Raw genomic sequence first — 13978 nt, 5'->3', positions numbered from 1 at the left:
GACGGTGATGCGGGACGGATCAGGGCGCCAGCTTGCGGAACGAATCCTGGCCGCGTACCGCCACCGCCGCCAGCCGGCGGCTGACGAGCGCGTACAGCTCCTCCAGCTCGGCGGCGCGGTCGGCGGTCATGTTCGCGCCAAACAGCACGCGTGACAGCGCGCGCTTGTGGGTGTCGTCGGGATGGCGCGCCCGCGCCCGGTACACGGTCTGCAGCACCAGCCAGGCCAGGCGGAAGCCGCCCCCGGGCAGGGGCCGGACCACGCGGTCATAGACCTGCCAGAACTGGTACTCGGCCTCCAGGTCGACCGCCGGTGCGGCGAACGGCACCGGACGCGCACGTCCATGGGCGCGCCTGCGGACCGGAGGGAATCGGGGGTTCTGCTGTGCCATGCCTACAGGATGACCCAGCAACATTGTGGGAACCTTGCGCTGGTGCCACGAAATCAGTGCAGATCGTGCAAACAGCGGGTGGGGTCGGAACCCTTTGCGTGGCAGAGGGATCCGACCCCGGTCATGGCATCCGCCGAGGAGCCGCGAAGTGCATCCACGCATGGCGTGGATCTACGGGCAGAGGATCAGAACGACATCGAGGTACTGAACATCACCTGCCGCGGTGCGCTGCGCTGCAGGGTCTGGTAATCCCCCGAGAACGACGAACCGGCGATGGTGGCAGTACCGATGTTGTTGCGGTTGAACAGGTTGCTCACGTCCAGCCGCAGCTCCAGCCCCGGCACCAGGCTGTCCGGGCCCAGCCTGTAGGCGGTGTACGCGTTGACCTGCCAGAACGTCGGCACGCGGATGTCGTTTTCATAGGTGAAGGGCTGGCGCAGGTACGAGGTACTGGTGGCACCGAATCGCCAGCCGCCGAAGTGCGCGGACAGGTCGCTGACCAGCGACAGCTGCGGATAGCCCGGCTGTGCGTTGCCCTTGATCGGGTACACGGTATCGCCCACCACGAAATCGCTGTCGTAGTACGAGCGCGCAAGCGCGATGCCCTGGTAGAACTGCAGGTGGTCGGTCAGGTCGGCGGTGATGCCGAGATCGGCGCCGATCACGTGCATCTTCGGCATCAACCGCACCGTATTGATCTGTGCGAACTGGGTGCCGATCGCCGCCGACAGCAGCCGGTTGCGGATGTCGTTGTAGAACACATCTGCGGTGACCGTCAGCCGGTCGAAGCGATGGCTGGCACCGAGGGTCAGGTTCCAGTTCTTCTCCGGCCGCAGGGTGCCGGCCACGCGGTCGAACTCTTCCTGGTCGGTGATGGTCCAGGCCGACGCGGTATAGCCGATGTTGCCGCGCTGGGCCACGCGATAGCCGTTCATGGTGTTGGCCAGGTCGATGAAGGCATCGGTCTTTTCTGTCGGGCTCCAGTACAGCGACACATGCGGCAGGAAGTTGCTCTTGGCGCGCAGTGTGCCGGACACCGGGCGCTCCGGAGCATCGCCGATACCACCCCCGGTGGTGCTGAAGTCCACCGCCTTGAAGCCCAGCCCCAGCACCAGCGTGTCGGTGACGGCGTAGTTGTCATGCAGGTAGAACTGCCGTGAACGGGTCACCCAGCTTGATGCGTTGTCGGCCTGGAACGCCGGCCCGTACACATCGAACGGCCCGGTGGCCTTCAGTGGTTTGCCCTCCCCCAGCAGCGGCTGCTGGTACCACTCGGTCTTGGCGGCCGCCTTGCTCTTCTCCTGCCAGAAGCCGGTGGTGATGGTGTGCGCACCGGCTTCGAACTGCAGGTTGAACATGCCACCCAAGCGGTTGAGCCGTGGCGTCTGCACCTGTTCGGAGAAGGGCGCACCGTTGGGTGACGGCACGGTCGGGTCGGTCAAGGTGGCCTGGGTGTGGCTGTTGGCGTTGTACAGCTGCACGTTGCCACTGAGCGCGGGCGTGATCTGGAAACGATGGTTGATCGACGCGACGCGGTCGCGGGTCACCTGACCGGTGTCGTACGGAATCAGTTCGGACAGCTCACCGCAGGTGTAGGCGCCGCAGGATTTGTCAGCGTTCTCCGGCGAGGCTACGTAGTACGCCCACGCATAGTCCGGATAGAAGCTGTCGGCCTTCCAGCCCAGCTTGCGGATCATGTCGAAGGAGATGTTGTTGTAGCCCCACACCGCGGCCTTGCTGTCGGACAGGAACACGGTGAAGTCACCCCACGCCACATCCTGCTGCGCCTTCAGGTCGCCGCGCAGGAACTTCTGCGTGCCGGCGCCTTGGTACTTGTCGGCCGACACGCGCTGCAGGTCGACCAGCAGCTTCGGGCCGTGCTCGCCGAGCTGGCCGCTCTGGCCCGAGACCGTGGTGACCAGCGTGTTGTTGCTGCCTACGCCCTGCTTGATGCGCAGGCTGGACGTGTCCTGCAGTTCTGCCAGCCGGTACTCGAGGCTGCCGCCATTGACGCTGCTGGAGAACACACTTACCGGCGCTCCGCCCGGGCTGACCGTGATCGAGCCGATGCCATCGGGCACGCCGACGTTGACCACGCTGGTGCCGGTAAGCGAGAGGAAGCCGTTGTCGTTCAGCGGCACGCCTTCGAAGGTGATGCCCATTTCATTCATGCGGAAGCCGCGCACGAACAGGCTGGTGGCGGAGATGTCCAGGCCGAGACCGTCGGTGGCGGTGTAGCTCGCGCCCGGCACGTTCTTCAGCATCGACAGGCCGTTGTTGCCCGACACCATCGCGTCCAGGTCGGTGGCGTTGATGACGTAGCGGTTCGGTCCCACCACCTGCGTCGGGGCGACAGCAGCACCGCGCGGCGTGGCGATGACCTGCAGCGCGTTCAGGGTGGTGGGGGTTTCATGGGCGGCGCCGGTCGACTCGGCAGCGTGCAGCGGTGCAACGAGAGCGGTGCCGATCGCCAAGGCAATAAGCGTAGGTGGAGTGTTCATGACCAGATCCAGGGTGCAGGGGAAAGGTGGCGCAGGCACACGCCCAGCGCGATGCAGCGCCGGTGTGCGGCGCGCTGGCTGGCGGCGATTGCGTTGAAGAAATGACGGCGCCGTGCGCGCCGGTCAGCAGCGGATGGAAGCGGTGATCTTCCGGGTGATGCGGCGGGGTGATTTCGACGTGCGGAATTCTTGCATCTGCCCGCCCATACCGCCATTGCACCGTGGTAAAGCGCGGCTATACGCAGGTATCGTTTTCGATGCCGCACTATCACTTGCACGTTGCAATGTGATGTATGTGCGCTCCGTCAGCCTTTCGACCATTCGTGCCTGGCTCGACTTGCGCCGCCCTGGCTGCTGAATGATCATGACCACGGCGGCGGCGCGGACATCTGCGATGCCTCCCGCACACGCTGCCATGCAAGGCTCCGACGCGTTAACTCGACACTTCAAAGGACGAACGTCATGTTGAATGGATTGAAACCGCTCGCCGCAACTGCACTGTGCCTGCTCGGCCTGTCCGCCTTCGCCGAAAATGCTGCCGCCGCGCAATGGGTCGACAGCGGCCGCACTGCGTACTTCAAACAAAGCCCCTTCTCCAGCGCATGGGAACACACCTGCACGACCGGCGGTACGCCGATCCAGGACTTCCCGGGCACCTGCGCCAACGATCCGTTCAGCGGCTGGACGACCAACTACAACGCCGCCAGCGCATCGGCCAACAACCAGCTCAATGCTTGCCACTTCGACTCGCAGAAGCTCGGCTCGGCCTGCTACGGCCTGGCGTATGCGATCAATGGGCAGGTCTACGCTGGCGGCCTGCCCGCCGCGTGCAACGTCGGCGCCCGTGCGGTGGTTGTTTCGACCCGCATGGAAACGATCGAGATCCAGAACCATGAGCTCGATGTGGAGAGCGTCCAGTCGGGCTACGAGTACGTCTGCCAGTAAATCCGTTGGTGGGACGCCGCCGCCGTGCGCGGCGGCGTCCTTCTTCGCATTACCGGCTTACTGCAGCACGAAGCGCTCAATCGCCTGCGCGACGCCGTCTTCGGAATTGGTGGCGGTTTCAAAACGCGCCACGGCTTTCACCGCATCGATGGCATTGCCCATCGCCACGCTGGTGCCGGCGTACTGCAGCATGGTCAGGTCGTTTTCCTGGTCGCCGATGGCCATCACGTTGGCGCGGTCGATGCCCAGGTGCTCGGCCAGCTTCTGCAGGCTCGGCCCCTTGCCGGCGCGGCGGTCGAACACTTCCAGGAAGAACGGCGCACTCTTCAGTACCGCGAAGCGCTCGGTCAGTGCGGCTGGCAGGCGCGCGATGGCGGCATCCAGCACCTCCGGCTCATCGATCATCATCAGCTTGATGAAGGACATGCGCGGGTCCATGTCGGCCACGCGGCGGTATGACAGTGGCATGCGCGAGAGATGCGAGTCGGCCACGGTGTAGATGCTGATGTCCTGGTTGGGCGTGTACATGCGCTGTGCATCCAGTGCCTGGAAATGCACGCCGATCTCGCGGGCGACCTGTTCGCAGTACACGAAATCGTCGAAGCTGAGCGGATACTCGACCACCGTCTCGCGCGGGCCGATGCGCTGCACCAGGCCTCCGTTGCAGGCGATGCAGTAGTCATCGTCGCCCTCGATGCCAAGCTCATGAAGGAACGGCGCCAGCCCCGGCACCGGGCGGCCACTGGTCAGCACGATGTGCACGCCCAGCGCGCGCGCCTCGGCGATGGCCTGCTTCACCCGCGGGGTGAGCTTGTGGGCGGGGTCCAGCAGGGTGCCATCCATATCGATGGCGACCAGTTCGATGGTCGATTGCCTGCGACCCATGTCCATCATCTTCAACCAGTGCGGGGGACCCCCATTTTAGGCCAGGCCGCCTGGCGCTGCCGGCCTCATGGATCGTTCACCTCCGCGCAGCGCTGGCCGGAGATACTCATCGGGCCTGTGCGTCCCCCACCGCAGGACGGCCCTATCGACCGCCCTTCCCTGGACACTTCTTCGACGCATGACCTACCAAGCGCCCGACGCCAGCGACACCGCCCCGCTTGCCCAGCAGATTGAAGACCTGATCGACGGTCTGCCCGGCGACCACATCCGTGTTGGCACCCTGCTGCACGCACTGGGCGACGAAGGCCTGATGCTGGTGGTGATCCTGCTGTCGGCGATCTTCCTGATTCCGGTGTCGATTCCCGGGCTGAGCACGGTATTCGGTGCATCCATCCTGCTGATCGGTCTGAGCCGCGTGCGCGACCGTCCGTTGTGGGTGCCGCAGCGATTGGCCGACAAGCAGATCGCCACCGACAAGCTGAAATCCAATCTGGGCCGTGCCCTGAAATGGGTACACCGGATGGAGCGGCTGTCGCGGCCGATGCGGCTGGCAGCGATGGTGCGCTCGAAGAAGATGATGCGGTTGAACAACCTGGCGCTGGTATTCGCCACGATCCTGCTGATGCTGCCGGCCGGGCCGATTCCCTTCAGCAACACGCTGCCGGCGCTGGCGTTGATGTCATTTGCGATCGGCTTCATCCAGCGCGATGGCGCTGCGGTGGCGGCTGGCTACGGCTTCGTGGTGGCGTCGGTGGTGTATTTCGGCGTGCTGCTGGGTGGTGTGGGGTTTGCGGCCGAATCGGTGTTCAGTGGGCTGCGCACCGGACCATCAGCGCTGTAGAGCCGAGCCCATGCTCGGCTGCTCTTCCATCTGGGCATGGCAACCCCGCGCTGCGCACGTCAGCCGAGCATGGGCTCGGCTCTACAACACGGGTGATGCGCGGGTGGCCGGTTACTTCGCCGATACCCGCCACACCACGTCGCCCACGTCGTCGGCGACCAGCAACGCGCCTTCGGCATCGATGGCCATGCCTACCGGCGCGCCCATCAGCGTCTTCTCATCCTTGGACGCGAACCCGCTCACCACCGCTTCCGGGCGGCCGGCCGGTTTGCCGTCCTTGAACGGCACGTACACCACTTCGTAACCACTCAACGGCGAGCGGTCCCAACTGCCGTGCTCGCCGATGAAGGCGCCGCCGTGATACTTCGCCGGCAACGCCTGGCCGGTGTAGAACAGCAGGCCCAGCGGTGCCACGTGCGAGCCGATGGCGAAGTCCGGGCGGATCGCCTTGGCCACCAGGTCCGGCCGCTGTGGCTGCACGCGCTCGTCGACGTGCTGGCCGTAGTAGCTGTAGGGCCAGCCGTAGAAACCATGCTCCTGCACCGAGGTGAGGTAATCCGGTACCAGGTCGGCACCGATCTCATCGCGCTCGTTCACCACCGCCCACAGCTTGCCGGTGCTCGGCTCCCAGTCCAGGCCGGTGGGGTTGCGCAGGCCCGAGGCGTAGATGCGGCTGCCGCTGGTGGCCACGTCCACTTCCAGCACCACTGCGCGGCGGTACTCGACGGCCAGGCCGTTCTCGGTGATGTTGCTGTTGGAGCCCACGCCCACGTACAGCTTGCTGCCATCGCGGCTGGCCAGCAGTTCCTTGGTCCAGTGGTGGTTGATGGTGCTGGGCAGATCGGTGAACTCGCTGCCCTTGTCGGACATGCGGGTTTCGCCCGGCACGTAGTGGAACTTCATGATGTTGCCGGTGTTGGCCACGTACAGCATGTCGCCGATCAGCTGGATGCCGAATGGCGAGTGCAGGTTTTCGATATAGACGTGCTGGGTCCAGGCGTTGGTACCCGGCGTGCGCCGCAGCAGGGTGACCCGGTTGCCGCCCTTGCCGGCCTTGCCCGAACGCGCCTTCACCTTGCCGGCGATCCATTGCTTGGGCGTGGTGACCGGCTCTTCGCCCGGGCCGTTGCCTTCCACCACCAGCACATCGCCGTTGGGCAGCGACAGCAGCCGGCGCGGATGCTGCAGGTTGGCGGCGATGCGCTCGATCTTCAGGCCATCGGCCACGGACGGCGCCTGGCCCTCGGCCCAGCCCACGCCCTTGGGCACCTGCATCGGCGGCATCAGGTAGTTCTGCGGCGCGGGCAGCGGTGGCTGCGCACCGGACTGATCGGCCGGGTGGTACTCAGCCTTGCCGGCACATGCGGCCAACGCCAATGCCAGCGAGAGCACGCCCACGGCGGGCAGGATGCGCTTAGCCATGACGGGCTCCTTGCAGCACCGGCTGCTGCAGCGAAAGCAGGAAGAAGCCGAGCGCGATCAGTGCCACCGTCAGCGCGGAAAGGATGGTGCCCGGTACGGCCGCCGCATAGGCGTCGCGGCTGTGCACGAAGGCGTTCCAGATGGCCAGCACGATGGCGACCAGGTTGAGCAGGAAATCGAGGCGGTCGGTGCCGGTCGCGGTGCCGTTGCGGCGCCAGACCGCGAACAGGTTGATCAGGCGCGGCAGGATGGCGATCAGCAGGCCGAAGGTGATCAGCCATGCCGCCGACTTGCCCCACATCACTTCAGCGGTGTTGAGGTAGAGGATGTCGAAGATGAGGCCGGCCACGAAGAAGCCGAACGGTATCGGGTTCAACAGGCTGAAGAGTGTTGTGCCGAGGCCGCGGTGGGCCTGGGCGACAGGGTTGACCATGGTCGTGCTCCGTACGGGGAAGGGCTGCACGGGCTGTAGTAGCACAGGGGGGCGGGAGGGGGTGCGATGACCTGGTAGATCCACGCCATGCGTGGATGCGCGGTGCCAATCAAGGATGGCATTTACCGAGGCTCAGAACAGAGCAGCGCAGTCGTGATTACCAGGCGGCATAAGTGTTTGTGACGCATTTGGCACATCAGCACATTGGCTGCGTGAAGAGGTAGGGGGTTGTTCGTTGTGTCGCGTTTGGCTCGTTGCGATGGGGCAGATCCGCCCCGCCGTCCTGCCATGCCGATTCACAACAGAAGGATTCGTGTATGAAGCGACACACGCAACGCTCCGCGCCACCGCGCTCTGCGCGCCTGGCCCTGGCCACTGCCTTGGTACTCGGCAGCCTGGCCCTTACTGCCCAGGCGCAACAGGCCGACCCGCTGGCGGGTATCCAGTGGCATCTGCTCAATACCGGGCAGACGGTGCCGGCCGATACGCTGCCGGTGGCCGGCAACGATCTCAATGTCGATGGCCTGTTCCGCAATGGCATCCGTGGCCAGGGCGTGGTGATCGGCATTGTCGATGACGGCCTGCAGATCGCCCACCCGGACCTGGCCGCGAACGTGGCGGCGGTGGCCGGCAAGAACTTCGCCAATGGCTCCAACAACCCCACGCCATCCAATCCCGATGCCGACAACCACGGCACGATGGTGGGCGGCATCGCCGGTGCCGTGGGCGCCAACAACCTGGGCGTGCGCGGCGTAGCCCCGGCGGCGACGCTGAAGGGCTTCAACGTGCTGGCCTCCAACGCGCAGGGCAACCAGCAGAGCAACATCGAATACGCCTGGTGGGATGGCGCCGAGTCGGCCGATGTGCAGGTGTTCAACAACAGCTGGGGCGCGGGCCCGGGTAACCCCAACCTGCCCGTGGCCTACAGCCAGAACACGGTGAGTTCGTACGAGCAGGCACTGTCGGGCACCCGCGGTGGCCGCGGCGGCATCTATGTGAAGTCGGCCGGCAACAACTTCAACAACGCCTCGATCAGCCAGACCCAGGACGTCTGCACCACCGATACCAAGAACCGCAACACCGGCTGCGTGCCAGCCGGTCGCGATCCACGCAACAACCTGTTCAACGTGATCACCGTGGGTGCGGTGCGCGCCGACGGCGTTCGCTCGTCGTACTCGTCCACCGGTTCGGCACTGTGGGTGTCGGCCTTTGGCGGCGAGTACGGCCTGCAGGCGCAGTACGCGCCGAACCTGGTGGCACGTGCGTACGATCCGGCCATCGTCACCACCGACGTGACCGGCTGCACGCAGGGCAGCAACAAGAACACCAACCGCCAGAACACACTGGACAGCAACCTGTCGGCCATCGACAGCACCTGCAACTACACCGCCAAGATGAACGGCACGTCGGCGTCGGCGCCGATGGTGTCGGGCGTGGCGGCGCTGGTGCTGGAGGCCAATCCGAACCTGTCCTACCGCGATGTGAAGTACATCCTGGCCACCACCGCTACCCGCAACCACCCGAACCAGCCCGCAGTGACGCTGGCCGACGGTCGCACGCTGGTGCCGGGCTGGACGGTGAACGCTGCCAACCGCGCGTACAGCAACTGGTACGGCTTCGGTGTGGTCAATGCGGCGCGTGCGGTGCAGGTCGCCGAGACCTTCCAGTCGCTGGGGCCGCTGCTGGACACCGGCTGGCGCACCACCACGCGCACCGTTGCCATCGGCAACACCACCAACGCTGCCGCGCGGTTGACCTTCCAGGTGGCCAATGGCGCACGCAACATCGAGTCGGTGCAGCTGGGCTTCCGCGTGAACCACAGCAACACCCGCCAGCTGCAGTTCGTGCTGGTTTCGCCCAGTGGCACGCGCAGCGTGGTGCAGCCGGCCTTCACCGCGATCGGCTCCGGTACGGGTGGCGTGCAGCGCAACTTCACCAACTGGGATCTGCTGTCCAGCAACGCCTTCCTGGATGAAAGCGCCACCGGCACCTGGACGCTGGAAGTAACCGACATGGGGCAGGCCGCGAATGCTGCATCGCGCGGCAACCTCGAATTCTTCAAGATCCGCGTTCTGGGGCACTGATGATGAAGACGACCATTCTGTTGAGCACCCTCGCCTTCGCGGCGATGACCTCCCCTGCCTGGGCACAGAGCTCGGGGCAGACCCCACCGGCCCGGAGCCTGTCCACCGTGGATGCGCAGGAACTGAAAGCCTCAGCCACCGGCCGTTCGTTCGACGTGGGCGGCGCGCGTTTCCAGCTGTCTCCTTCGACCACCGTGAAGCAGGCCGCAGGCGGTCAGTTCACGATCACCCCGCAGGCGGCAGCGACCACGACCAGCGCGCGCAGCAAGCGTTCGCTGGATGGTGCAGCAGCAGGCGGCGCTGATGCCGGTGCCGGCAAGTTCGCGGCGGCGGTATCCAATGATGGTGCGCCGGTGGTGGCGACCTCACGGGTGAAGGTGTTCTTTACCGATGCGGCGTCTGCGCAGCGCGCGGCGAAGGCCACTGGTGGCACCGTGGTGAAGGTCTCCAAGGCCGCCGGCCTGGCCATCGTGGAATACCCGTCGGTGAACGCGGCGCTGGATGCGAGCACCCGGCTGCTGTCGACCGCGGGCGTCAAGGCGGCCGAGCCGGACGTGGTGCAGTGGGAAGAGAAGAAGTGATCTAGGGCGTTGCGTGGTGCCCCCGGTCGGTTGGCTCTCCTGGCCGGCCGGGGGATTGGCGCATGGGTGATCGTGTCGACCATGGTCGACACCTACCAGAGCGAACATCGTGTCGACCAAGGTCGACAGCTAACAGGGCGATGCGTCGCTCAGCGGGCGGCGACGCTGGTGTTGTGCGGCAGTCTGCATGCGGCCAGTGCTTCACTGCCAGCAGCCTGATGTTCCGGCTCCAGCAACAACCGCTGCACGTCCGAGAACAGCTGTTCCACCGGCATGCCGTAGGGGGCGAACAGGCGCAGGCGGCCCTGGCGGTCGAACACGTAGCCGCCGGCGATGTGGCTCATCGTATAGGTATCCGGCAGCTGCCCGGGCTCTTTCTCGTAGAACGCCTTGAAGTCACTGGCCATCGCCGAGAGCTGCGCTTCATCGCCGACCAGCGCCATCGCCTTCGGGTCGAATGCATGCACGTAGGTGTGTGCGACTTCGGGGGTATCGCGCGCCGGGTCCACGCTGACGAACACCACCTGCAGCTGGTCGGCATCCTTGCCCATCAGGTGCTTGACCTGGCTCAGTTCGACCATGGTGGTCGGGCACACGTCCGGGCAGCTGGTGAAGCCGAAGAACAGGTAGGTCACCTGCCCCTGCAGGTCCTTCGGGCCACGCAGGGTGCCGGCGCTGTCGGGCATGGTCCAGTGCTGGCCCAGCTCCTCGCAGGCGATGTCCTTGGAATAGAAATCCATGCGCGACTGCGCGCTGCAGCCGGCCAGCAGGCCGAGTGCCAGGCCTGCGGCAAGCAGCGGCAGGCGAAGGGAACGAACAACGGAAGCAACACGCATCACGGGTACCACCAACACGAGGTGGGCGCGGTCTCGGTCAGGCCTGCCCTGGGGGGGAGAGAGGGCTGAGGTGCCAGGGCGATCGCGCACTCCTTGCCGATCGCCCCGGCCACGGTCAGTTGATCATCATGTGGTAGTGCATGCTCCAGATGATCCAGATCGACAATGCGACCACGATGAACAGGATCACCAGGGTGAACACGAAGCTGGCGAGGTTCCAGCCACCTTCGGACTTGCGGTCCATGTGCAGGAAGTACACCAGCTGCACCAGGATCTGGGCGACGGCGAAGCCGACCAGCAGGAACAGCGTGACCGGCCGCGACAGCACCGGGTTCATCACCAGCGCGAACGGCACCACCGTCAGCAGCGCGCACAGCACGAAGCCGATCAGGTAGGACTTGGTGGAACCGTGCGCATTGCCGGCGCGCGAGGTTTCGACGTGGGCCATGTCAGAAGGCTCCGATCAGGTAGACGAAGGTGAAGACGCAGATCCACACCAGGTCCAGGAAGTGCCAGAACAGGCTCAGGCAGGACACGCGGGTGATGTTGGTCGGGGTCAGGCCACGGCGGTAGACCTGGTGCATGACCACCGCCATCCAGATCAGGCCGCTGGCCACGTGCAGGCCGTGGGTGGCGACCAGGGCGAAGAACGCCGACAGGTAGGCACTGGTGCTGGGGCCGGCCCCTTCGTGGATCAGGTGCGAGAACTCGTACAGCTCCATGCCGATGAACGAGGCACCGAGCACGAAGGTCACGCCCAGCCAGCGCAGCACCGCTGCCTTGTCCAGGCGATGCATGGCCAGCACGGCCTGGCCGTAGGTGATGCTGGACACCAGCAGGATGAAGGTCTCTGCCATCACGAACGGCAGCGAGAACAGCTCCTTACCGGTGGGGCCGCCTGCGTAGGCGGTGCTGAGCACCGCGTACGAGGCGAACAGCGAGCCGAACAGCACCAGGTCGGACATGAGGTACACCCACATGCCGAACACTTTCATGCCGCCCTGTTCGTGGGCGTGGTCGTGCTCATGGTGGTCGTCGTGGACCAGTGCATCGCTGTCCAGTTGCGGACGGGTCAACAGGTTCATGCGCCTGCCTCCTGCAGCTTGGCGTGGTTGGCCGCTTCGGTACGCGCCACCTCCTCGGAGCTGACGTAGTAATCCACGTCCTCGTTGTAGGAGCGCGCGATCAGGGTGACGATCATCGCGATGAAGCTGGCACCGGCCATCCACCAGATGTGCCAGACCAGGGCGAAGCACAGCACCAGGATCCAGACGTTGAGGATCAACGGCACGCCGGTGTTCTTCGGCATGTGGATCGGCGCGTACTTCTTCGGCGGTGGCGGCAGGCCACGCTTCTTCGCTTCGTGGAAGGCGTCCAGCTCATCGGCCTTGGGCACCACCGCGAAGTTGTAGAACGGCGGCGGCGACGGCGTGGCCCATTCCAGCGTGCGTGCATTCCACGGGTCGCCGGTGAGGTCGAGGTTGCGCTTGCGGTCACGCACGCTGACGTAGATCTGCACCAGCATCAGGATGATGCCCGCGAACACGAACAGCGCACCAATGAACGCAGCGATCAGGTACGGCGTCCACGCCGGGTTGTCGTACTGGTTCATGCGCCGGGTCATGCCCATGAAGCCGAGCATGTACAGCGGCATGAAGGCCAGGTAGAAGCCGATCACCCAGCAGGCGAAGGACCACTTGCCCAGGCGCTCGTTGAGGGTGAAGCCGAACACCTTCGGGAACCAGTAGACGAAGCCGGCCAGGTAGCCGAACAGCGCACCACCGATGATGGTGTTGTGGAAGTGAGCGACCAGGAACAGGCTGTTGTGCAGCAGGAAGTCCGCACCCGGGATGGCCAGCAGCACGCCGGTCATGCCACCGATGGTGAAAGTGACCAGGAAAGCGATGGTCCACAACATCGGCACGCTGAACTCCACGCGGCCGCCGTACATGGTGAACAGCCAGGTGAAGATCTTCACGCCGGTGGGGATGGCGATGATCATCGTCATGATGCCGAAGAAGGCATTGACGCTGGCGCCGGAACCCATGGTGAAGAAGTGGTGCAGCCAGACGATGAAGGACAGGATGCCGATCGCCAGGGTGGCGCCGACCATCGACTTGTAGCCGAACAGCTTCTTGCGCGAGAACGTGGCGGTCACTTCAGAGAAGATGCCGAACGCCGGCAGCACCAGGATGTACACCTCCGGGTGGCCCCAGGCCCACACCAGGTTCACGTACATCATCGGGTTGCCACCCAATGTGTTGGTGTAGAAGTTGAAGTCCAGGTAGCGGTCCAGGGTGAGCGCACCCAGAGCCACGGTCAGGATCGGGAAGGCGGCGATGATGATCACGCTGGTGACCAGCACGGTCCAGGTGAACACCGGCATCTTCATCAACGTCATGCCCGGCGCACGCATGCGCAGGATGGTGATGAACAGGTTGACGCCGGTCAGCAACGTACCGATGCCGGAGGCCTGCAACGCCCAGATGTAGTAATCGACACCCACGCCTGGACTGAACTCGATGCCCGACAGCGGCGGATAGGCGACCCAGCCGGTCATGGCGAATTCGCCGACACCCAGCGAGATCATCATCAGCGCAGCGCCGACCACGAAGATCCAGAAGCTGAAGGCGTTGAGGAACGGGAACGCCATGTCGCGCGCGCCGATCTGCAGCGGCACGATGATGTTCATCAGGCCGACCACGAACGGGGTGGCCACGAAGAAGATCATGATCACGCCGTGCGCGGTGAAGATCTGGTCGTAGTGCTCCGGTGGCAGGAAGCCATCGCTACCCGGCCCGGCCGCCGCCAGCTGTGCGCGCATCATCAGCGCATCGGCGAAGCCACGCACCAGCATGACCAGCGCGACGACCACGTACATGATGCCGATCTTCTTGTGGTCCACAGTGGTGAACCAGTCGCGCCAAAGCACGCCCCACAGCTTGAAATACGTCACCGCGCCGAGCAGCGCGAGGCCGCCCAGAACCATGGCCGCCAGCGTGACCACCACGATCGGCTCGTGCAGCGGCACGGCCTCCCACGTCAATTTACCCAACATG

At 65.1% G+C, this 13978-nt stretch carries 13 protein-coding genes; 4 read left to right on the top strand and 9 right to left on the bottom strand.

Annotated elements, in window-relative coordinates; all coding sequences use genetic code 11:
- Positions 1–19: 19 nt before the first annotated feature.
- Positions 20–415: a hypothetical protein gene (locus GIW57_RS01250; RefSeq protein WP_236508947.1), complete on the bottom strand. Its 396-nt coding sequence runs from the start codon at positions 413–415 to the stop codon at positions 20–22.
- A gap of 161 nt (positions 416–576) precedes the next feature.
- A complete protein-coding gene (locus GIW57_RS01245; RefSeq protein ID WP_236508946.1) occupies positions 577–2892 on the bottom strand; it encodes a TonB-dependent receptor in 2316 nt (771 codons plus the stop codon).
- A 462-nt stretch (positions 2893–3354) separates the two neighbouring features.
- Here GIW57_RS01245 and GIW57_RS01240 point away from each other — a divergent pair, with 462 nt between their 5' ends.
- Positions 3355–3837, top strand: coding sequence for a hypothetical protein (locus tag GIW57_RS01240; protein WP_236508945.1), 483 nt, complete (start codon positions 3355–3357; stop codon positions 3835–3837).
- A 57-nt stretch (positions 3838–3894) separates the two neighbouring features.
- On the opposite strand, the gene yidA is transcribed toward GIW57_RS01240, so the two are convergent.
- Positions 3895–4728 (bottom strand): sugar-phosphatase, encoded by an 834-nt coding sequence (gene yidA, locus GIW57_RS01235; RefSeq protein ID WP_236508944.1) that lies wholly within the window; start codon positions 4726–4728, stop codon positions 3895–3897.
- 172 nt (positions 4729–4900) lie between these two features.
- Here yidA and GIW57_RS01230 point away from each other — a divergent pair, with 172 nt between their 5' ends.
- Positions 4901–5563 carry an exopolysaccharide biosynthesis protein gene (locus GIW57_RS01230; RefSeq protein WP_236508943.1) on the top strand — a complete coding sequence of 221 codons (663 nt, stop codon included), beginning with the start codon at positions 4901–4903 and terminating at the stop codon, positions 5561–5563.
- A 111-nt stretch (positions 5564–5674) separates the two neighbouring features.
- On the opposite strand, the gene GIW57_RS01225 is transcribed toward GIW57_RS01230, so the two are convergent.
- Together GIW57_RS01225 and GIW57_RS01220 are read right to left on the bottom strand one after the other, a co-directional pair.
- On the bottom strand, positions 5675–6985 hold the full coding sequence (locus GIW57_RS01225) for a sorbosone dehydrogenase family protein (protein WP_236508942.1): 1311 nt from the start codon (positions 6983–6985) through the stop codon (positions 5675–5677).
- Positions 6978–7418, bottom strand: coding sequence for a DUF2231 domain-containing protein (locus GIW57_RS01220; RefSeq protein ID WP_236508941.1), 441 nt, complete (start codon positions 7416–7418; stop codon positions 6978–6980). The genes GIW57_RS01225 and GIW57_RS01220 overlap by 8 nt, the downstream gene beginning before the upstream one ends.
- Before the next feature lie 317 nt (positions 7419–7735).
- Between GIW57_RS01220 and GIW57_RS01215 the strand changes: the two genes are divergently transcribed.
- Both GIW57_RS01215 and GIW57_RS01210 read left to right on the top strand, forming a co-directional pair.
- Positions 7736–9502, top strand: coding sequence for a S8 family serine peptidase (locus GIW57_RS01215; protein ID WP_236508940.1), 1767 nt, complete (start codon positions 7736–7738; stop codon positions 9500–9502).
- Positions 9502–10083 (top strand): DNA breaking-rejoining protein, encoded by a 582-nt coding sequence (locus GIW57_RS01210; RefSeq protein WP_099819761.1) that lies wholly within the window; start codon positions 9502–9504, stop codon positions 10081–10083. The genes GIW57_RS01215 and GIW57_RS01210 overlap by 1 nt, the downstream gene beginning before the upstream one ends.
- Before the next feature lie 149 nt (positions 10084–10232).
- Here the strand turns inward: GIW57_RS01210 and GIW57_RS01205 are convergent, their stop codons facing one another.
- The 4 genes from GIW57_RS01205 to cyoB form a co-directional block, all read right to left on the bottom strand.
- Entirely contained in the window at positions 10233–10919 is a 687-nt protein-coding gene (locus GIW57_RS01205; RefSeq protein ID WP_236508938.1) for an SCO family protein, read from the bottom strand.
- Between the two features lie 115 nt (positions 10920–11034).
- Positions 11035–11367 (bottom strand): cytochrome o ubiquinol oxidase subunit IV, encoded by a 333-nt coding sequence (gene cyoD, locus GIW57_RS01200; protein ID WP_025877422.1) that lies wholly within the window; start codon positions 11365–11367, stop codon positions 11035–11037.
- A 1-nt stretch (position 11368) separates the two neighbouring features.
- Positions 11369–12004, bottom strand: a complete 636-nt coding sequence (gene cyoC, locus GIW57_RS01195) for a cytochrome o ubiquinol oxidase subunit III (RefSeq protein WP_080149637.1) — start codon at positions 12002–12004, stop codon at positions 11369–11371.
- Positions 12001–13977, bottom strand: coding sequence for a cytochrome o ubiquinol oxidase subunit I (cyoB, locus tag GIW57_RS01190; protein WP_100462105.1), 1977 nt, complete (start codon positions 13975–13977; stop codon positions 12001–12003). Before cyoB ends, cyoC begins: the two co-directional genes overlap by 4 nt.
- Position 13978: the final 1 nt, after the last annotated feature.

It is taken from the genome of Stenotrophomonas sp. PA-6-5C (genome assembly GCF_021605635.1).
In the GTDB taxonomy this organism is placed as follows: Bacteria; Pseudomonadota; Gammaproteobacteria; order Xanthomonadales; family Xanthomonadaceae; genus Stenotrophomonas; species Stenotrophomonas lactitubi.
The sequence above is the reverse complement of the archived record's forward strand: the minus strand, read 5'-3'. Positions and strand labels throughout refer to the sequence as shown.